Consider the following 19,788-nt stretch of genomic DNA (forward strand, 5'->3'; position numbering starts at 1 on the left):
GGGGAAGCAACCATGATCCGTGAGATTCTCAAGATGGGCGATCCGCGCCTGCTGCAGGTGGCGCGGCCGGTGGAGCGCTTCAATACGCCGGAGCTGCGCACGCTGATCGAAGACATGTTCGACACCATGGACCACGCCAACGGCGCCGGCCTGGCCGCGCCGCAGATCGGCGTGGACCTGCAGGTGGTGATCTTCGGCTTCGACCGCAACCCGCGCTACCCGGACGCGCCGACCGTGCCCAAGACCGTGCTGATCAACCCGGCGCTGGAAATGGGGTCCGACGAGATGGAGGACGGCTGGGAAGGCTGCCTGTCAGTCCCCGGCCTGCGCGGCGTGGTGCCGCGCCACCTGCGGCTGAAGTACAGCGGCTACGACCTGATGGGCAACCGCATCGAGCGCGTGGCCGAAGGCTTCCATGCGCGGGTGGTGCAGCACGAGTGCGACCACCTGCAGGGCATTCTGTATCCGATGCGGATCAAGGACTTCAGGCAGTTTGGGTTTACGGAGGTGTTGTTTCCGGATCTGCCGCCAAATAGCGACGATTGACGAGATGTGCGGCGTGGTATCGAACCCGCGCAAGGCGCAAAAAAACCGGTCCCCAAGGACCGGTTTTTTTGTGTCGGCAAATTCCGGAATCAGAACTTCTCAAACTGCCCCAGGAACCGCCACTTGCCCGGCGGCAGGTCCCCCAGCACCACGCGCCCCATGCGCACGCGCTTGAGGCCGACCACCTGCAGCCCGACCTGTTCGCACATGCGGCGGATCTGGCGCTTGCGGCCTTCGCGCAGCACGAAGCGCAGCTGCTCCTCGTTCTGCCAGCTCACCTTGGCCGGCTTGAGCGGCACGCCATCCAGCGACAGCCCGTGGCGCAGCAGTTCGAGATCATCGGCCGGGAATTCCGCGCTGATATTGCGCTCGACCACGCCCTGCGGCGAGTGCCAGACCACGCGCACCAGGTATTCCTTCTCGACGGTCGAATCCTCGCCGATCAGCGCGCGCGCGACGCGGCCGTCCTGCGTCAGCACCAGCAGGCCGGTTGAGTCGATATCGAGGCGGCCCGCCGGGGCCAGGCTCTTGCGTTGCCACGGGGCAAAGCGCTTGCGCGTGGGGTCGCCTTCCCACTGGTTCTCGGGGGTGAACAGCACCGCGGCCGGCTCGTAGCCGTCTTCGGCCTGGCCGGAGACGTAGCCCACCGGCTTGTTCAGCAGCACCGTGACGCGCTCGCCCTGTTCGGAGCGCGCTTCCTGCATGATCTCGATCTCGGCGTCGGGGCGGATGCGGCTGCCCAGTTCGGTCACGGGCTTGCCGTCGACCAGCACCCAGCCGTGCGGGATCCATTCGTCGGCTTCGCGGCGCGAGCACAGGCCCAGTTCGGACATGCGCTTGGACAGGCGCACCAGGCCGTCGTCGTGGCTGGACTCGGCGCGGGCGGGCTTTTCCTGGCGCGCGGCCGGTGCCTGCTGGCGTGCCGGGCCGGCGGTGCGGATGCGGTCGGCGGCGTCGCTGAAGCGGCGTGCCGGCGCGGTGCCTTCACGGCGGCGCTCGCCCGACGGCGCGCGACGCGGGCGCTGGTCGCCATCGCCATCGCCATAACGGCGCGGACGCGAGTCGGCGCCTTCGAAGCGGCGGGGACGGTTGTCGTCGTCGCCATAGCGGCGCGGGCGCGAGTCGGTGCCTTCGAAGCGGCGGGGACGGTTCTCGTCATCGCCAACGCGGCGCGGACGCGATTCGGCGCCTTCGAAACGGCGGGGACGGTTGTTGTCCTCGCCAGCACGGCGCGGCGGACGCGAATCACCGCCCTCGAAACGGCGCGGCGGGCGCGCTTCGCCGCCTTCGAAACGGCGCGGACGTGCCTCGCCCCGGTCATCGCCCGTGCGGCGCGGCCGGTTGTCGTCGTCGCCAAAACGGCGCGGCGGGCGCGCTTCGCCGCCTTCGAAGCGGCGCGGGCGTGCCTCACCCCGGTCATCGCCCGTGCGGCGCGGGCGATTGTCGTCGTCGCCAAAACGGCGTGGCGGGCGCGCTTCGCCGCCTTCGAAGCGGCGCGGACGTGCCTCGCCCCGGTCGTCGCCATAACGGCGCGGACGGCCTTCGTCATCGCCGAAGCGGCGCGGACGCGCCTGGCGTTCGCCGTCAGCGGGACGCGGCGCGCGGGGCGCGGCGCGCTGGGCTGCGCCGGCCTGCGCTTCGCCCTGGGCCGGACGGCCGCCGGTCTTGCCGCCGGCGCGCTCCTGGGCGCGCTTGATGCCTTCGGAGACGGCTTGCACGCGCTTGCGGTTCAGGTCGGACACGCGCACGGGGCGGGTGCCGGTCTTGCGCGCGGCCGTGCCGGTGTCGCTGGCGGCCTTGATACCTAGCGTCTTGCGCTTCGGCGAATTGCTGTCGGTCATATGTTGATGCTGCCCGCCCGCCTCAGATGGCGAGGGCGGCGAGCAAGTCCTGTTCAAGCTGAATCTGCAATCGGTTGTCGGCAGCCAGGCGGCTGCCGTCGACCAGGAACACGTCTTCGACGCGTTCGCCCAGGGTGTTGATGCGTGCCGTGTGGACGGATACGCGATGCCGTGCCAGTACGCGGGCGATGGCGTACAGCAGGCCGGTGCGGTCGTTGGCGGACAGCGACAGCAGGTAATACTGGCCGCGCTCGTCGGGGCGCAGGTCCACGCGCGGCTTGATCGGGAAGCTGCGCGACTGGCGCGACAGCCGCCCCTGCGTGGGTTCGGGCAGTGCGCCTTGCAGGCGCAGCCGCTCGCACAGTTCGTGCTCGACCAGCGCGATGATGTCGCGGTAGCTGCCGCCGTCGCCGGCCATGCCGGGGTCGGTGACCTGGAACGTGTCCAGCGCGTAGCCGTGGCGCGTGGTGTGGATCTTGGCGTCCTGGATCGAGAACGCCTTGCGCTCGAAGTAGCCGCAGATGCGCGCGAACAGGTCGGGCTGGTCCTTGACATAGACCGCCACCTGCAGGCCTTCGCCGGCGGGGGAAACGCGTGCCTTGACCACCGGCGTGGGGCTGTCCACCTTGTTGTACAGGTGGCGCGTGAGCCAGGCGATATCGTGCGAATCGTGGCGCAGGAAGAAGGCCACGTCGAGCTGCGCCCACAGGGACTTGCCCAGCGCCGGGTCGAAGGCCTTCAGGCGCAGCTCGGAGATGGTGTCCTCCTTGCGCTGCGACCACAGCGAATGCGAATCCACGCGCGCGCCGCCGAGCACGCGCAGCGTGATGTGGTACAGGTCTTCCAGCAGCTTGCCCTTCCACGCGTTCCATACCTTGGGGCTGGTGCCGCGGATGTCGGCCACGGTCAGCAGGTAGAGCGCGGTCAGGTAGCGTTCGCTGCCGACCACGCGGGCAAAGGCGTGGATCACGTCGGGATCGGTCAGATCCTGCTTCTGCGCCACGTGGCTCATGGTCAGGTGGTGCTCGACCAGCCAGCAGACCAGGTCGGCGTCTTCGCGCGCAATGCCGTGCTGCTTGCAGAAGCGGCGCGCATCCACGGTGCCAAGCTTCGAGTGGTCGCCGCCGCGGCCCTTGGCGATGTCGTGGAACAGCGCTGCGACCCACAGCACCCACGGCTTGTCGAAGCTGGCCATCAGCTGGCTGCAGAACGGGAACTCGTGGGTGTGCTCGACGATGGCGAAGCGGCGCATGTTGCGCACCACCATCAGGATGTGCTGGTCCACGGTGTAGACGTGGAACAGGTCGTGCTGCATCTGGCCGACGATGCGCCGGAAGTTGATCAGGTAACGGCCCAGCACGCTGGTCTGGTTCATCAGGCGCAGCGCATGCGTGATGCCCTGCGGCTCCTGCATGATGGCCAGGAACAGGCGGCGGTTTTCCGGATCGTTGCGCCAGCCCGCGTTCATCACGGTGCGCGCGTTGTACAGCCCGCGCAGCGTGCGCGGCGACAGGCCTTTCACGCCGGGCGTGCGCTGGTACAGCAGGAAGGTTTCCAGGATCGCGTGCGGGTCGCGTTCATAGATGTCGTCGCTGGTGATCTCCAGCATGCCCTGGCGCTCGACAAAGCGCTCGTTGAGCACGCGCGTCACCTGAGACTCGCTCGGGAACAGCATCGCCTCGATGTTCAGCAGCAGCACGCTGTTGAGCTGCGTGACCGCCTTGGCCGCCCAGTAGTAGCGGCGCATCAGTTGTTCGCTGGCGCGCTTGTTGGTGGTCTGGCGATAGCCGAAGGACTCCGCCAGCGCGGTCTGCAGGTCGAATACCAGCACGTCCTGGCGCCGGCCGGCCACCAGGTGCAGGCGCGCGCGGATGGTCTTGAGCAGGCGCTCGTTGCGCGCCAGCTCCTGCGCTTCGCGCTGCGTCAGCAGGCCGCGCTCGAACAGTTCTTTCCAGCTGTCGCCCAGGCCCGCCGCCTTGGTCATCCACAGGATCACCTGCAGGTCGCGCAGGCCGCCGGGGCTTTCCTTGCAGTTGGGCTCGAGCGAGTAGGGAGTGTCCTGGTACTTGGCGTGGCGCTGGCGCATTTCCAGCAGCTTGGCCTGGAAGAACGCGGCCGGGTCCAGGTCGGCGAGGTAGCGCGTACGCATCGACTCGAACAGCTTGCGGCTGCCGGTCAGCAGCCGCGCTTCCAGTAGCGAGGTCTGGATGGTGACGTCCTGGCGCGACTCGCGGGTGCAATCGTCCACGGTGCGCACCGAAGAGCCGATCTCCAGCCCGAGGTCCCAGCACAGGCCGATAAAGCGCTCCAGGCGCCCGGTGGTGTCCTGGTCGGGCTCGGCGGGCAGCAACAGCAGCACGTCGACGTCGGAGTACGGCAGCAGCTCGCCGCGGCCATAGCCGCCCACCGCCACCAGCGCCGCGCCCGCGGGCATCCCCAGGCCGCGCCAGGCTTCCACCAGCCCGGCGTCGACGGCGCGGCGCAGCCGCGTGATCAGCGTGCCGACATTGGCGCTGATGTTGAAGTCGGCAAACAGCGCCTGCTTGTCGGCTTTGAGCTGGTCGCGCACGCGCGCGGCAAGCAGCAGTTCCGGCGTGGTGTCCATGGTGGTGGCGGGCTCGGCGAGCGGATTGGTGGGCACGGCTGGAAAAAGAAAGGCGCCCGGTCAGGCGCCCCTGGCTTCAGTGCGACCTCAGGCCGCGACGGAATCGGTGATAAAGGCCGGCGGCGCCGGGCTCCCGGCCGATACCGTGAGGACCTCGTAGCCGGTTTCCGTGACCAGCACGGTGTGCTCCCACTGCGCCGACAGGCTGCGGTCGCGGGTCTTGACCGTCCACTGGTCGGGCATGGTGCGGATATCGCGCTTGCCGGCGTTGATCATCGGCTCAATGGTGAAGATCATGCCGGCCTTGATCTCGGCGCCGGTGCCCGGGCGGCCGTAGTGCAGGATCTGCGGGTCTTCGTGGAAGTTCTTGCCGATGCCGTGGCCGCAGTACTCGCGCACCACGCTGTAGCCGGCGGCTTCGGCGTGTACCTGGATGGCGTGGCCGATGTCGCCCAGACGGGCGCCGTGGCGAACCTGCGCGATACCTTTCCACATGCATTCATAGGTCACCTGCGACAGGCGCTTGGCCAGGATCGAGCCCTCGCCGACGATGAACATGCGGCTGTTGTCGCCGTAGTAGCCTTCCTTGGTGATGACCGTGATGTCCAGGTTGATCGCGTCACCGTTCTTCAGCACGCGGTCGCCTGGAATGCCATGGCAGATCACGTCGTTGACCGAGGTGCAGATCGCGCCGGGGAAGGGCGGATAGCCGGGGGGAGCATAGTTCAGGCACGCCGACACAGTGCCTTGCACTTCACGCATGTAGGCGTGGCACAGGCGGTCGATTTCGCCGGTGGTGATACCTGGCTGGACGAAGGGCGTGATGTAGTCGAGGACCTCGGACCCAAGGCGGCAAGCCACGCGCATCTGGGCGATGTCTTCGGCGGTGTTCAGGTGAATGCTCATGCTACGTCGCCAAAAAGTGAAGGCGAGGCCACTGGCCGCGCCGAAATCGAAAGGTCAATGTAGGATTATCGCACCATCGGGGCCAGATCGCAGCCTGTGCGCGCCCGTCCCGGGCTGAGTCCGCAGGGCGCCAGGAAGCCGGGCGGCTTGAGCGGGCCGCACTTTTGTTGCTACAATAGCGGGCTGACTTGGTTGCGGCGCAGCATTGCGTGCGCCAGGCCGGTATTTTGCAGGATTATTCCTGCTGTCGTTTGAAATCGCTGGCCCGCCTATCCGGGGTGTTCCTTTTCAGGAATGTCGGGGCGGGCTTCAGACCTAACCCTCTGGAGTTTTACATGTCCGTTACCATGCGCGAAATGCTGGAAGCCGGTTGCCACTTCGGCCACCAGACCCGCTTCTGGAACCCGAAGATGGCCCCCTTCATCTTCGGCCATCGCAACAAGATCCACATCATCAACCTCGAAAAGACGTTGCCGATGTTCCAGGACGCAATGAAGTACGTGCGTCAGCTGGCAGCCAATCGCGGCACCATCCTTTTCGTGGGCACCAAGCGCCAGTCGCGCGAAATCCTGGCTGAAGAAGCAGGCCGTGCCGGCATGCCCTACGTCGACGCCCGCTGGCTCGGCGGCATGCTGACCAACTTCAAGACGGTCAAGATCTCGATCAAGCGCCTGAAGGACATGGAAGCCGCCAAGGAAGCCGGCGCGCTGGAAACCATGAGCAAGAAGGAAGCGCTGATGTTCGAGCGCGAAATGCTCAAGCTGGAAAAGTCGATCGGCGGCATCAAGGACATGGGCGGCGTTCCGGACGCGATCTTCGTGGTCGACGTCGGCTACCACAAGATTGCCGTGACCGAAGCCAACAAGCTGGGCGTGCCCGTGATCGGCGTGGTTGATACCAACCACTCGCCGGAAGGCATCGACTACGTGATCCCGGGCAACGACGACTCGAGCAAGGCCGTGGCCCTGTACGTGCGCGGCGTGGCTGACGCGATCCTGGAAGGCCGTGCCAACGCGGTGCAGGAAGTGGTTGAAGCCGCTCGCGGCGGCGACGACGAATTCGTCGAAGTGCAGGAAGGCTGATTGCCCGCCGCCTGATTGCCGCAAAGGAACCCGCTAGCGCGCATCGTCACCGCACGACAGACAAGCAACGCTTGCCGCCCGTCACCACGGGCTGCGCGCAAGGCGAAAGCCGGGGTACGCCGGCAACCGGGCAAGAAGGGCAATAAAAAGGGGGCACATCTGGCGCCCCCTTTTTTTGAATTTGAATTGTTGTCATCCGCCGCAGGCAGTATCTGCCGCGGGTGTGCTGTAGACCCACCGACCGGGTGCCGCAGGCGACTGCCGGCAGCCGGCGTGAACCATTCAAGGAGTGACAAATGGCGGCAATTACCGCAAGCATGGTTGCAGAACTGCGCGCGAAGACCGACGCGCCGATGATGGAATGCAAGAAGGCCCTGACCGAGGCCGACGGCGACCTGGACAAGGCCGAAGAGCTGCTGCGCGTCAAGCTGGGCAACAAGGCCAGCAAGGCCGCCTCGCGCGTGACCGCCGAAGGCGTGGTCGCATCGTTCATCGACGGCACCACCGGCGTGCTGGTCGAACTGAACTGCGAGACCGATTTCGTCTCCAAGAATGACGACTTCCTGGCGTTCTCGGCCAAGGTCGCCGAACTGATCGCCAAGCAGAACCCGGCCGACGTGGCCGCCCTGTCGGCGCTGGAAATCGACGGCGTGAGCGTTGAAGCCACCCGCACGGCCCTGATCGGCAAGATCGGCGAGAACCTGACGATCCGCCGCTTTGCCCGCTACGCCAACGGCGGCAAGCTGGTTTCGTACCTGCACGGCACCCGCATCGGCGTGATGGTCGAGTTCGATGGCGACGAAGCCGCCGCCAAGGACGTGGCCATGCACGTGGCCGCCATGAAGCCGGTGTCGCTGTCGGCCGAGCAGGTCCCCGCCGACCTGATCGCCAAGGAGCGCAGCATTGCCGAGCAGAAGGCTGCCGAGTCGGGCAAGCCGGCCGAGATCGTCGCCAAGATGGTCGAGGGTTCGGTGCAGAAGTACCTGAAGGAAGTCTCGCTGTTCAACCAGCCGTTCGTGAAGAACGACAAGCAGACGGTTGAGCAGATGCTGAAGGCCGCCAACACGACCGTGAAGGGCTTCACCCTGTTCGTGGTCGGCGAAGGCATCGAGAAGAAGCAGGACGACTTCGCCGCTGAAGTGGCCGCCCAGGTGGCCGCTGCCCAGAAGGGCTGATGTCCGGGGCGCTGCGGACTGCCCGTTCGGGCTGGTCCGGGCGCCTATAATGCCGCAGGGGCGCCGTAAGGTGCCCCTCTGCATAAGTAGTGCGACGCTGCGCATGCCGCGTTGCACTGCAGCAGCCAGTTTCCGTGGTGGTCCGGCAGTCCGGGGCACCCCGAAAACCGGCTTTCTTCCGCCGGCGGCACGAGGATCCGTGCCGCCGGTGCCAAAACATACGTCTCAAGATCGTCTCAACCGAGCGATTTGCTCCTGTCCGAGGGTGAACATGCCAGCCTACAAGCGCGTCCTTCTGAAACTGTCCGGTGAAGCCCTGATGGGCGACGATGCCTTCGGCATCAACCGCTCCACCATCGAGGCGATGGTGAACGACATTGCCGAGATCGTGAAGCTCGGCGTGCAGGTCGCGGTGGTCATCGGCGGCGGCAACATCTTCCGCGGCGTCGCCGGCGGCGCCGCTGGCATGGACCGCGCCACTGCCGACTACATGGGCATGCTGGCCACCATGATGAACGCACTGGCGCTGCAGGACGCGATGCGCCACGCCAATATCGAAGGCCGCGTGCAGTCCGCGCTGCGCATGGACCAGGTGGTCGAGCCCTATATCCGCCCGCGCGCGATCCGCCAGCTGGAAGAGGGCAAGGTGGTGATCTTCGCCGCCGGCACCGGCAACCCGTTCTTCACCACCGACACCGCCGCCGCGCTGCGTGGCTCGGAAATCGGTGCCGAGGTCGTGCTCAAGGCGACCAAGGTGGACGGCGTGTACACCGCCGACCCCAAGAAGGACCCGAGCGCGACGCGCTACACCACCATCAGCTTCGACGAGGCCATCTCGCGCAATCTGCAAGTGATGGACGCCACCGCCTTCGCCCTGTGCCGCGACCAGAAGCTGCCGATCAGGGTGTTCTCGATCGTCAAGCCGGGCGCGCTCAAGCGCATCATCCTGGGCGAGGACGAAGGTACGCTGGTGCACGTCTGAGGCAGGGCGCCAGACGCCGGGCTGCTGGTATCCGGCCGGGCAAAGGGTAGAATGATTCATTTTCGATCCCCGCCAGGGGGATCATGGTTGGCTGATTTCCGGAGGTAAAAATGAGCGTCGCCGACACAAAGAAGAGCGTCGAGCAGAAAATGCAGAAGTCGATCGAAGCCTTCAAGGCCGATCTGGCGAAGATCCGCACTGGCCGTGCCCACACCGGCCTGCTCGACCACGTTCAGGTGGACTACTACGGCTCGATGGTTCCCATCAGCCAGGTCGCGGCAGTCGGCCTGGCCGATGCGCGTACCATTACGGTGCAGCCCTGGGAAAAGAAAATGGTGGGCGCGGTCGAGAAGGCCATCCGCGACTGCGACCTGGGCCTGAACCCGGCCACCATGGGTGAAGTGATCCGCGTGCCGATGCCCGCACTGACCGAAGAGCGCCGCAAGGAGCTGACCAAGGTCGTCAAGGGCGAGGCCGAGGGCGCCAAGGTTGCCGTGCGCAACCTGCGCCGCGATGCCAACGAGCAGTTCAAGAAGCTGGTCAAGGACAAGACCATCTCCGAGGACGACGAGCGCCGCGGCCAGGACGAAGTGCAGAAGCTGACCGACAAGTACGTGGCCGAGATCGACAAGATGGTCGCCGAGAAAGAGAAGGAGATCATGACGGTCTGACCCCGTCCCGGCATGGCCGGGGCAGTCAACGACCGTCTGCCATCATGCAGCACATCAGTTCAACGCTCGACGTACCCGATACCTCCTACGTCCCCCGCCACGTTGCCATCATCATGGACGGCAACGGCCGCTGGGCGACCCAGCGGCACCTGCCGCGCGTTGCCGGGCACACCCGGGGGCTGGACGCGGTGCGCGCGGTGGTGGAAGCCAGCGCCGCCCGCGGCGTGCAGTTCCTGACGCTGTTCGCCTTCAGTTCCGAGAACTGGCGGCGCCCGGCGGACGAGGTCTCGTTCCTGATGCGGCTGTTCATGATGGCCCTGCGGCGCGAAGTGGTGAAGATGCACGCCAACAACATCCGGCTGCGGGTGGTGGGCGACCTGGACCGCTTCAGCCCCCGCATCCAGCAGCTGATCCGCGATGCCGAGGCGCGCACGGCCGGCAACACCGGCCTGACCGTGACCATCGCCGCCAACTACGGCGGCCGCTGGGACCTGCTGCAGGCCATGCGCAAGATGCTGGCGCGCTCGCCCATGCTCGACCCGGCCTCGATCGACGAATCGGTGCTGGCGCCGCACCTGGCGATGGCCTATGCGCCGGAGCCGGATCTGTTCATCCGCACCGGCGGCGAACAGCGCATCAGCAACTTCCTGCTGTGGCAGCTGGCGTATTCCGAGTTGTATTTCACCGACGTTTTCTGGCCGGATTTCGACGCCGCGGAACTGGACAAGGCCTTCGCCTCGTACCGCCAGCGCGAACGCCGTTTCGGCCGCACCAGCGCACAGCTGGTCGCCCCGGGACTATCGGGTACGGCCTGAGCCTGGCTACTCCAACCTCTCACGGGACTGCAGCGCATGCTCCTCACCCGCGTCATCACCGCCCTGTGCCTGTTGCTGCTGATCCTGCCAATCCTGTTCCTGGCGCCGCCCGCGGCTCTGGCCGGGCTGGTGGCCGTGATCGTGCTGCTGGCCGGCTGGGAATTCGGCCGCCTGATCGGGCTGCGCGGGCCGTGGCCCTATGTCTATGCGCTGGCGTGCCTGATCGCGGCCATTGCCTGGCATGACCTGCCGCTGCGCCACGCCACCACCTGGCTGCTCGAAGCCGCGGTAGTCTGCTGGGGCGTTGCAGTGCTGCTGCTGGCGCGCGGTGTGCGCACCGCGACGCCGTCGTTTACCGCCCTGGGCGCGGTGCTGGGACTGGTGATGCTGCCCGCGTTCGCCCATGCCACCATGATCCTGCGCGGCGCCGGCATCGGCGTGCTGCTGACCGCGGCCGTGCTGGTGTGGGCGGCCGACATCGGCGCGTATTTCACCGGCAAGGCCATCGGCCGGCGCAAGCTGGCGCCTGGCATCAGCCCGGGCAAGTCGTGGGAGGGCGCCATCGGCGGCTGGCTGCTGGCGCTGGTGATCGGCCTGGCGCTCGCCGCCACCCATGCCTTTGCCCCGACCTGGTTCTCCGCGATGGGCGATCGCGGCGGGCTGGCCTACGTGGCGGTGCTGACCACGCTGCTGGTCGCCGCGAGCGTGGTCGGCGACCTGTTCGAATCGCTGCTCAAGCGCCAGGTCGGCAAGAAGGACAGCAGCCGGCTGCTGCCCGGCCATGGCGGCGTGCTGGACCGCATCGACGCCTTGCTGCCGGTGTTCCCGCTGGCGGCCCTGATGCTGATTTTTCTCTGAAGCCGTCTGCTATGCATCGGATTACCATCCTGGGCGCCACCGGCTCCATTGGCGAAAGCACGCTCGACGTCGTCAGGCGCCATGCCGACCGCTATGCGGTGCATGCGCTGACCGCCCACCGGCAGGTGCGCAAGCTGGCTGACCAGTGCGTTGAATTCCGCCCGGCCCGCGCCGTGGTGGGGACCGCCGAGGCAGCGCGCGAACTGGAAACCCTGCTGCGCGATGCCGGCGTGAAGACCGAGGTCAGCCACGGCGAAGCCGCGCTGGAATCCGTGGCCGCCGATGCGCAGACCGATTCGGTGATGGCCGCCATCGTCGGCGCCGCCGGCCTGCGCCCGACGCTGGCGGCAGCACGTGCCGGCAAGCGCGTGCTGCTGGCCAACAAGGAAGCGCTGGTGATGTCCGGGCGCATCTTCATGGATGCGGTGCGCGAGCACGGCGCCACCTTGCTGCCGATCGACAGCGAGCACAACGCCATCTTCCAGTGCCTGCCGGCCGACGATCCGCGCTACGGCAGGGGCGTTGCCAGGGTGCTGCTGACCGCGTCGGGCGGGCCGTTCCGCACGCGCGACCCGGCCACGCTGCACGATATCTCCCCCGACCAGGCCTGCGCCCATCCCAACTGGGTCATGGGCCGCAAGATCTCGGTCGATTCCGCCACCATGATGAACAAGGGCCTCGAAGTTATCGAGGCGCACTGGCTGTTCGGCGCCCCCGCCGAGCGCATCGAGGTACTGATCCATCCGCAGAGCATCGTGCATTCGATGGTGGCCTACACCGACGGCTCGGTGCTGGCGCAACTGGGCAACCCGGACATGCGCACGCCGATCGCCTATGGCCTGGCGTATCCGGAACGGATCGATGCGGGGGTCACGCCGCTGGACCTGACCGTGGCAGGAGGCTTGCATTTCGAGAAGCCGGACCTGGTGCGCTTCCCCTGCCTGGGTCTGGCTTTCGATGCATTGCGCGCCGGCGGTGTGGCGCCGGCGGCCCTCAATGCAGCCAACGAGGTGGCGGTCGAGGCATTCCTGGGCGGCAAAGTGCGCTTCACGGACATTGCCGATATCGTCCGGCAGGTGCTTGAAGCGACACTTCAGGGGCCTGCCGATACGCTCGAAGCGGTGCTGTCAGCCGACGCGCTGGCGCGCGAGGCGGCACGCGCGGGCGTGGCCGCCCTGGCTGCAAAGCGCTGATCCGGCGGGTCGGCTTGCCGCATCTGCGACAATAGCGGCTGCGGCGCCCCCGGATCCCCCGGGGCCCGGCGCGCCAGTCCAGCCATCGTTACCGACGTCCCGACTCCATGCAAACCGTACTCGCTTTCATCGTTGCCCTGTGCGTGCTGATCTATGTGCACGAAATGGGGCACTACCTCGCCGCGCGTGCCTGCGGCGTGAAGGTGCTGCGTTTCTCGATCGGCTTCGGGCGGCCCTTGCTGCGCTGGATTTCAAAAAGCCGCGACCGGACCGAATGGACGGTGGCGGCGATCCCGCTGGGCGGCTACGTCAAGATGCTGGACGAGCGCGAGGTCGATCCCGAGCGCGACACGCCGATCGACCCGGCCGACCTGCCGCGGGCTTTCAACCGCCAGCCGGTCGGCAAGCGCTTCGTGATCGTGGCGGCCGGCCCGCTGGCCAATTTTGCACTGGCAATCGTGCTGTATTTCGCGCTCTTTGCCGGCGGCATGCGCGAGCCCGTGCCGGTGGTGGCGGCGCCCGCGGCCGGCACCATGGCGGCGCAGGCCGGCGTGCGCGAAGGCGACCGGGTGCTGTCGCTGACCGCCAATGACCATACCGAAGCGGTGCGCTCCTGGAATGACCTGCGCATGGCCGTATTCGCCGAGGGCTTTGGCGATGCGCGCGCCGTGCTGCGCGTGCGCGGCGCCGACGGGGCCGAGCGCGACGTAACGCTGCCGCGCCTGCCCAATACCGGCGGCAATCCCGAGCAGGATCCGCTGGCCACGCTGGGCCTGAACCTGAAGGGCGGGCCGGTGACGATTACCGAGGTGCTGCCGGACTCGGCCGCAGAGCGCGCCGGACTGAAAAAGGACGACCGCATCGTTGCCTGGCAGGGCAGCCCGCTCACGCAGGCCAGCGCGCTGATCAAGGCGGTGCGCAGCCAGCCCGGCCAGACCGTGACACTGGGCATCGAGCGCGACGGCAAGCGCCTGGACGTGCCGGTGACGCTAGACACCGCCGTGGCGCGCGATGGCGCCAAGGACGCGAGCGGCGCCACCGCGGCGCCGGCGGGCAAGCTCGGCGCGGCGCTCAGCCAGGCGGTGCAGATGGAAACCGTGCGCTACCGGCCGGACCAGGCGCTGGCGCGTGCGGCCGGCCAGGTCTGGGACACCAGCGCGCTCTCGCTCAAGCTGCTGGGCAAGATGCTGGTGGGGCAGGCTTCGCTGCAGAACCTGAGCGGCCCGCTGACCGTGGCGGACTACGCGGGGCGTGCCGCAAACCTGGGCCTGCAGGCCTTTGTCAGCTTCCTGGCACTGGTCAGCGTAAGCCTTGGTGTACTCAATTTGTTACCCATTCCGGTTCTGGATGGGGGGCATTTGCTGTATTATTGCGTGGAATTTTTGACTGGCCGGCCCGTCCCAGACCACTGGCAGGCAATGCTGCAGAAGGTTGGCATCGCCTGCATCTTGCTCCTGACTTCGCTCGCTTTGTTCAATGACGTCAGCCGAATGTTTCTGGCGAACGGCTAGAAACGTGTATCGGCAAGGGGGCGGTGGTGTCGTCGGGCACCGTCGCCAGGGACGCCATTTGCCAGGCGCAGTCCAATAAGGCATCGGAGCGCAATCCTGGATGGAATCAAAGAGGGGATCAACATTGATCAGACATAAGCGCATTTCGCTGGGCTTGCTGGCGAGTGCCGTTATTGCAGCCTGGAGCCCGGCGGGCTGGGCTGCCGATCCGTTCGTCGTCAGGGACATCCGCGTTGAGGGCCTGCAACGCGTCGAGCCGGGTACCGTGTTTGGCTACCTGCCGGTGCGCGTCGGTGAGACCTTCACCGATGACAAGGGCGCCGACGCCATCCGTGCCCTCTACAATACCGGCTTCTTCAAGGACGTGCAGATCCGCGCCGAGGAAGGCGTGCTGGTGGTCCAGGTCGAAGAGCGGCCGGCGATCTCGCAGCTCGAATTCGTCGGCATCAAGGAATTCGACAAGGACACGCTGCGCCGTTCGCTGCGTGCCGTTGGCGTGGCCGAAGCCCGTTACTACGACAAGGCACTGATCGACAAGGCCGAGCAGGAGCTCAAGCGCCAGTACGTCGCGCGCGGCTACTATGCCGCCGACGTGCAGACCACGATCACGCCGGTGGACCGCAACCGCGTCTCGGTCGTGTTCAACGTGGATGAAGGCCCGGTCGCCAAGATCCGCCAGATCAATATCGTCGGCAACAAGGCCTTCAAGGAAGGCACGCTGCGCGACGAAATGCAGCTGTCCACGCCGAACTGGCTGTCCTGGTACACCAAGAACGACCTGTATTCCAAGCAGAAGCTGACCGCCGACCTGGAAGCGCTGCGCTCGTTCTACCTGAACCGCGGCTACCTGGAGTTCGCGATCGAGTCGACCCAGGTGTCGATCACCCCGGACAAGAAGGACATCTTCCTGACGCTGAACATCAAGGAAGGCGACCAGTACAAGGTGTCCGATGTGCGCCTGGCGGGCGAGCTGCTCGGCAAGCAGGAGGAAATGGAAAAACTGCTGCAGCTGAAGAAGGGCGATATTTTCTCGTCCGAGAAGCTGACGCAGAGCACCAAGGCCATCACCGACCTGCTGGGCACCTACGGCTACGCGTTCACCACCATCAACCCGCAACCGCAGATCGACAAGGAAAAGCGTGAAGTCGCGCTGACCCTGATGGTCGACCCGGGCCGCCGCGTCTACGTGCGCCGCGTCAACGTGGTGGGCAACAGCAAGACCCGCGACGAAGTGGTGCGCCGCGAGATGCGCCAGATGGAAAGCTCGTGGTTCGACAGCGAGAAGCTCACGCAGTCGCAAGCCCGTATCAACCGTACCGGCTACTTCACCGACACCAACATCACCACCGAAGACGTGCCGGGCGCGCCCGACCAGGTCGATGTGAACGTCAACGTGACTGAAAAGCCGACCGGCCAGATCAGCCTGGGCGTGGGCTTCTCGTCCACCGACAAGCTGGTGCTGCAGGCCGGCCTGCGCCAGGACAACGTGTTCGGCTCCGGCACCAGCCTGGGCCTGGACGTGAACACCGCCAAGTCGTTCCGTACCATCGCGCTGACGCAGTACGACCCGTATTTCACGGTGGACGGCATCAGCCGCTCGACCGACATCTACTACCGTACTTCGCGCCCGCTGTACTACACCGGCGACCAGGACTACAAGATCGTGTCCGCCGGCGGTGGCTTCAAGTTCGGCGTGCCGTTCTCGGAAGTCGATACGGTGTTCTTCGGCATCGGCTATGAACGGACCCAGGTGTATACGTCGGTCAACACGCCGAGCCAGTACACCGACTGGCTGAACAAGATCGGCAAGAGCTCCGGCGACGGCATCAACAACTTCCCGTTCACCATCGGCTGGGCACGTGACCGCCGCGACAGCGCGCTGGTGCCGACCAAGGGACCGTACACCCAGGCCAACCTGGAAGTCGGGCTGCCGGGCGGCGATACGCAGTACTACCGCGCCAGCGTGCAGCAGCAGTACTTCTATCCGATCTCGAAGTCCTTCACGCTGGCACTGAACGGCGAAGTCGCTTACGGCCACGGCTACGGCAACACGCCGTTCCCGGTGTTCAAGTACTTCTACGCCGGTGGTATCGGCTCGGTGCGCGGCTACCAGACCAGCACGCTGGGCCCGAAGGACCAGAATGGCAACCCGGTGGGTGGTGCCTCGAAGATGATCGGCAACGTCGAGTTCATCTTCCCGCTGCCGGGCTCGGGCGTGGACCGCACGCTGCGCCTGTTCACGTTCTTTGACTTCGGTAATGTCTACCAGGAAGGTCAGCCGCTGAGCTTCAGCGAGCTGAAGTACTCGACCGGCTTCGGCATGTCGTGGTTGTCGCCGATTGGCCCGCTGAAGATCAGCATGGGCTTCCCGCTCAATCGCGACACCAACGACAAGGTCCAGCGCTTCCAGTTCCAGATCGGCACGGCATTCTGATTCTGATAAAGGATCTGTTTCAAATGATTACAACATCCAAGCTGGTCAAATCCCTGGGCGCCGCCGCGCTCGCCACGGCTGCCCTCTGCGCAGCGGCGCCGGCCTCGGCCCAGGAGGCGCGCATTGCGGCCGTGAACTCCGAACGCATCCTGCGCGACTCGCAGCCGGCCAAGGCTGCCCAGGTCAAGCTGGAGCAGGAATTCTCCAAGCGCGACCGCGAACTGCAGGACATGGCCCAGAAGATCAAGGGCATGGCCGACAAGCTCGACAAGGACACGGCCGTGCTGGCCGACTCCGACCGCCAGCGCCGCCAGCGCGAAGTGGCCGACCTTGACCGCGAGTTCCAGCGCAAGCAGCGCGAGTTCCGCGAGGACCTGAACCAGCGCCGCAATGAAGAGCTGGCACAGGTGCTGGAGCGCGCCAACCGCGTGATCCGCCAGCTGGCCGAGCAGCGCAAGTACGACCTGATCGTGCAGGAAGCGGTGTACGTGAACCCGCGCATCGACATCACCGACGACGTGATGAAGGCGCTGAACGCCGGCGCCCGCTAAGCCGCACCGGTTCTCACGTTCTTTCGTCTTTCGTTTTTTTAGGAAGTACCGCCATGCAGACACCCACACTGGGTCAGCTCGCCACCGAGAACGGCGCGCAGGTTGTGGGTGACCCCGACCTGGCGATCGTCGGCCTGGCCCCCCTGGACCAGGCCGGACCGGGCGAGCTCTCGTTCCTGTCCAATCCGCTCTACCTGCAGCAGGCGCTGGATTCGCAGGCCGGCGCCGTGATTGTCTCGGCAGCCGACCTCGAGCGCGTTCGCGCCGAGGGCAGGGCCGACGGCCGCAACTGGCTGGTGGCGCGCAATCCCTACGTATGCTTTGCCCGCGTGGCGCAGCGTTTTGACCGCGCCGCCAACACCGATACCCGCACCGGCATCGATCCGCGCGCGACCGTGGCGCCTGACGCGGTGGTGCCGGCTTCGTGCTACATCGGCCCCAACGTGGTGATCGAGCGCGGCGCGCGCCTGGGCGAGCGCGTGCGCATCCTGGCCAACGGCTATGTCGGCGCGCAGGCGGAGATCGGTGACGATTCGCTGCTCCATGCCAACGTTTCGGTCTACCACGGTTGCGTGGTCGGCGCCCGCGCCATCCTGCACAGCGGCGTGGTGATCGGCGCGGACGGCTTTGGCTTTGCGCCGGACATCAGCGCAACCGGCGTGGAATACGTAAAGATCCCGCAAACGGGACGCGCGGTGCTGGGCAATGACGTGGAGGTCGGCGCCAATACGGCAATCGACCGCGGCGCCATGGCCGACACCGTGATCGAGGACGGCTGCAAGATCGACAACCAGGTCCAGATCGCGCATAACGTGCGCGTCGGGGCCCATACGGTCATCGCTGGCTGCGCCGCGGTATCGGGCAGCACGCGCATCGGGCGCTTCTGCGTGATCGGCGGGGCGGCCAATTTTTCCGGCCACCTGAATATTGCCGACCGCACCACGGTGTCGGGCGGCACCTCGATCACCAAATCCATTACCAAGCCCGGGGGGCATTTCACCAGCGTCTTCCCGTTCCTGCCGCACGGCGAGTGGGAGCGCAATGCAGCCATCGTGCGCGGCCTGACCAGGCTGCGCGAACGGGTGGTGGCGCTGGAACGCCGCCTGCGCGGCCAGGCCGCCGGGTCCCAACCCTCACAAGACTAAAGAGAAATCATCATGAGCGCGGCCGAAATCGATATCCGCAAGATCCTCAAACTGCTGCCGCACCGGTACCCGTTCCTGCTGGTGGACCGCGTGCTGGAGTTCGAGGCGCAGAAGCGGATCAAGACGCTGAAGAATGTCACCATCAACGAACCGTACTTCCAGGGTCATTTCCCGGAACAGCCGGTGATGCCGGGCGTGATGATCCTGGAGGCGCTGGCGCAGTCGGCCGGCCTGCTGACCTTCGGCGCCGACATGGAGCGCAAGGAAGGCGCGCTGTACTACTTTGTCGGCATCGACGGGGCCCGCTTCAAGCAGGTGGTGTACCCGGGCGACCAGCTGCACATGAACGTGACAGTCGAACGCTATATCCGCGGCATCTGGAAGTTCAAGGCGTTCGCCACGGTGGACGACAAGGTGGCCTGCGAGGCGGAGCTGATGTGCACCGTGAAGCAGGCCGAGTGAGGCCGCCCGCGGCCGGCGGCAGCGCCGCCGGCTGACTGCCGCGCCCCCGTGCAACGGGGGCAAGCGGCCCGGACGGGAACCATTGCCCCGCGCATTGGCCCATCCTTCACCAGACACACCAAAGGACAGGACGTATGACGCAAATCCACCCCACCGCGCTGGTCGACCCGAAAGCAGAGCTGGCATCCGACGTGACCGTCGGCCCGTTCTCCATCGTCGGCCCCAACGTGCGGATCGGCAGCGGCACCCGGGTCGGCTCGCATACGACGGTCGAGGGTTACACCACGATCGGCGAGGGCAACACGATCGGTCCTTACGCATCGGTCGGCGGCGTGCCGCAGGACATGAAGTACCGCAACGAGCCGACCCGGCTCGAGATCGGCGACCGCAACACCATCCGCGAATTCACCACGATCCACACCGGCACGGTGCAGGACCGCGGCCTGACCAGCCTCGGCAACGACAACTGGATCATGGCCTACGTGCATATCGCGCATGACTGCACGGTCGGCAACCACACCGTGTTTTCCAGCAACGCGCAGATCGCCGGCCACGTTGAAGTGGGCGACTGGGCGATCCTGGGCGGCATGAGCGGCGTGCACCAGTACGTGCGCATCGGCGCCCATGCGATGCTGGGCGGCGCCTCGGCGCTGGTGCAGGACGTGCCGCCGTTCGTGATCGCCGCCAGCGACAAGAGCGGCAACAAGGCCACGCCGCACGGCGTCAACGTCGAGGGGCTGCGCCGCCGCGGCTTCGACGCGGGCCAGATCGCCGCGCTGCGCCAGGCTTACAAGCTGCTTTACAAGTCCGACCTCAGCTTCGATGAGGCGCGCAACGAGATCACTGCCTTGCTGGGCCAGTCCGATGCCGGCACCGCGGCGCCGCTGCGCGCGTTCGTCGACTTCCTTGCCGCCACCCAGCGCGGCATCGTACGCTGAGACCGGACCGCAATGGTCGACGCCGCAATTCGGGGTGGCTTGCCCACAGGCAACGGTAGCGCTGCGGACAAGC

17 protein-coding genes are annotated in these 19,788 nt (G+C 66.4%); 14 read left to right on the forward strand and 3 right to left on the reverse strand.

The window, feature by feature from the left end; all coding sequences use genetic code 11:
• Positions 1 to 12 precede the first annotated feature (12 nt).
• Positions 13 to 546 (forward strand): peptide deformylase, encoded by a 534-nt coding sequence (def, locus tag AC3WLF_RS21685; RefSeq protein ID WP_492351132.1) that lies wholly within the window; start codon positions 13 to 15, stop codon positions 544 to 546.
• Positions 547 to 635: 89 nt separating this feature from the next.
• Here def and AC3WLF_RS21690 read toward each other — a convergent pair whose 3' ends face one another.
• The 3 genes from AC3WLF_RS21690 to map all read right to left on the reverse strand — a co-directional run bounded on the left by AC3WLF_RS21690 (position 636) and on the right by map (position 5,898).
• A complete protein-coding gene (locus AC3WLF_RS21690) occupies positions 636 to 2,387 on the reverse strand; it encodes a pseudouridine synthase (RefSeq protein ID WP_492358828.1) in 1,752 nt (583 codons plus the stop codon).
• Between the two features lie 22 nt (positions 2,388 to 2,409).
• Complete coding sequence (locus AC3WLF_RS21695; RefSeq protein WP_492317945.1) at positions 2,410 to 4,992, reverse strand: [protein-PII] uridylyltransferase; 2,583 nt, start codon at positions 4,990 to 4,992, stop codon at positions 2,410 to 2,412.
• Positions 4,993 to 5,079: 87 nt separating this feature from the next.
• The gene (gene map / locus AC3WLF_RS21700; protein ID WP_013956962.1) at positions 5,080 to 5,898 is read right to left on the reverse strand and encodes a type I methionyl aminopeptidase; all 819 of its coding nucleotides are present in this window, start codon (positions 5,896 to 5,898) and stop codon (positions 5,080 to 5,082) included.
• 335 nt (positions 5,899 to 6,233) lie between these two features.
• On the opposite strand from map, the gene rpsB reads away from it, so the two are divergent.
• The 13 genes from rpsB (at position 6,234) to lpxA (ending at position 19,715) form a co-directional block, all read left to right on the forward strand.
• Complete coding sequence (rpsB, locus tag AC3WLF_RS21705) at positions 6,234 to 6,980, forward strand: 30S ribosomal protein S2 (RefSeq protein ID WP_492317837.1); 747 nt, start codon at positions 6,234 to 6,236, stop codon at positions 6,978 to 6,980.
• A 296-nt stretch (positions 6,981 to 7,276) separates the two neighbouring features.
• Positions 7,277 to 8,155, forward strand: a complete 879-nt coding sequence (tsf, locus tag AC3WLF_RS21710; protein ID WP_010809600.1) for a translation elongation factor Ts — start codon at positions 7,277 to 7,279, stop codon at positions 8,153 to 8,155.
• Between the two features lie 271 nt (positions 8,156 to 8,426).
• Positions 8,427 to 9,137: a UMP kinase gene (gene pyrH / locus AC3WLF_RS21715; protein ID WP_010809599.1), complete on the forward strand. Its 711-nt coding sequence runs from the start codon at positions 8,427 to 8,429 to the stop codon at positions 9,135 to 9,137.
• A 110-nt stretch (positions 9,138 to 9,247) separates the two neighbouring features.
• Positions 9,248 to 9,808, forward strand: a complete 561-nt coding sequence (gene frr / locus AC3WLF_RS21720) for a ribosome recycling factor (RefSeq protein WP_010809598.1) — start codon at positions 9,248 to 9,250, stop codon at positions 9,806 to 9,808.
• Positions 9,809 to 9,852: 44 nt separating this feature from the next.
• On the forward strand, positions 9,853 to 10,623 hold the full coding sequence (uppS, locus tag AC3WLF_RS21725) for a polyprenyl diphosphate synthase (protein ID WP_035815510.1): 771 nt from the start codon (positions 9,853 to 9,855) through the stop codon (positions 10,621 to 10,623).
• Positions 10,624 to 10,659: 36 nt separating this feature from the next.
• On the forward strand, positions 10,660 to 11,481 hold the full coding sequence (locus AC3WLF_RS21730; protein ID WP_492317836.1) for a phosphatidate cytidylyltransferase: 822 nt from the start codon (positions 10,660 to 10,662) through the stop codon (positions 11,479 to 11,481).
• Between the two features lie 11 nt (positions 11,482 to 11,492).
• Positions 11,493 to 12,674 carry a 1-deoxy-D-xylulose-5-phosphate reductoisomerase gene (gene ispC / locus AC3WLF_RS21735; RefSeq protein ID WP_492317835.1) on the forward strand — a complete coding sequence of 394 codons (1,182 nt, stop codon included), beginning with the start codon at positions 11,493 to 11,495 and terminating at the stop codon, positions 12,672 to 12,674.
• Between the two features lie 107 nt (positions 12,675 to 12,781).
• Positions 12,782 to 14,185, forward strand: coding sequence for an RIP metalloprotease RseP (gene rseP / locus AC3WLF_RS21740; protein WP_010809594.1), 1,404 nt, complete (start codon positions 12,782 to 12,784; stop codon positions 14,183 to 14,185).
• 100 nt (positions 14,186 to 14,285) lie between these two features.
• Positions 14,286 to 16,619, forward strand: a complete 2,334-nt coding sequence (bamA, locus tag AC3WLF_RS21745) for an outer membrane protein assembly factor BamA (RefSeq protein ID WP_231881344.1) — start codon at positions 14,286 to 14,288, stop codon at positions 16,617 to 16,619.
• Between the two features lie 23 nt (positions 16,620 to 16,642).
• Complete coding sequence (locus tag AC3WLF_RS21750; protein WP_492317834.1) at positions 16,643 to 17,170, forward strand: OmpH/Skp family outer membrane protein; 528 nt, start codon at positions 16,643 to 16,645, stop codon at positions 17,168 to 17,170.
• 53 nt (positions 17,171 to 17,223) lie between these two features.
• A complete protein-coding gene (lpxD, locus tag AC3WLF_RS21755) occupies positions 17,224 to 18,315 on the forward strand; it encodes a UDP-3-O-(3-hydroxymyristoyl)glucosamine N-acyltransferase (RefSeq protein ID WP_492317833.1) in 1,092 nt (363 codons plus the stop codon).
• A gap of 12 nt (positions 18,316 to 18,327) precedes the next feature.
• Positions 18,328 to 18,777 carry a 3-hydroxyacyl-ACP dehydratase FabZ gene (gene fabZ / locus AC3WLF_RS21760; RefSeq protein ID WP_010809590.1) on the forward strand — a complete coding sequence of 150 codons (450 nt, stop codon included), beginning with the start codon at positions 18,328 to 18,330 and terminating at the stop codon, positions 18,775 to 18,777.
• A 134-nt stretch (positions 18,778 to 18,911) separates the two neighbouring features.
• Positions 18,912 to 19,715, forward strand: coding sequence for an acyl-ACP--UDP-N-acetylglucosamine O-acyltransferase (gene lpxA / locus AC3WLF_RS21765; RefSeq protein WP_340530707.1), 804 nt, complete (start codon positions 18,912 to 18,914; stop codon positions 19,713 to 19,715).
• The last annotated feature ends 73 nt before the right edge of the window (positions 19,716 to 19,788 follow it).

This window comes from Cupriavidus sp. FW306-01-F10A, from assembly GCF_058782785.1.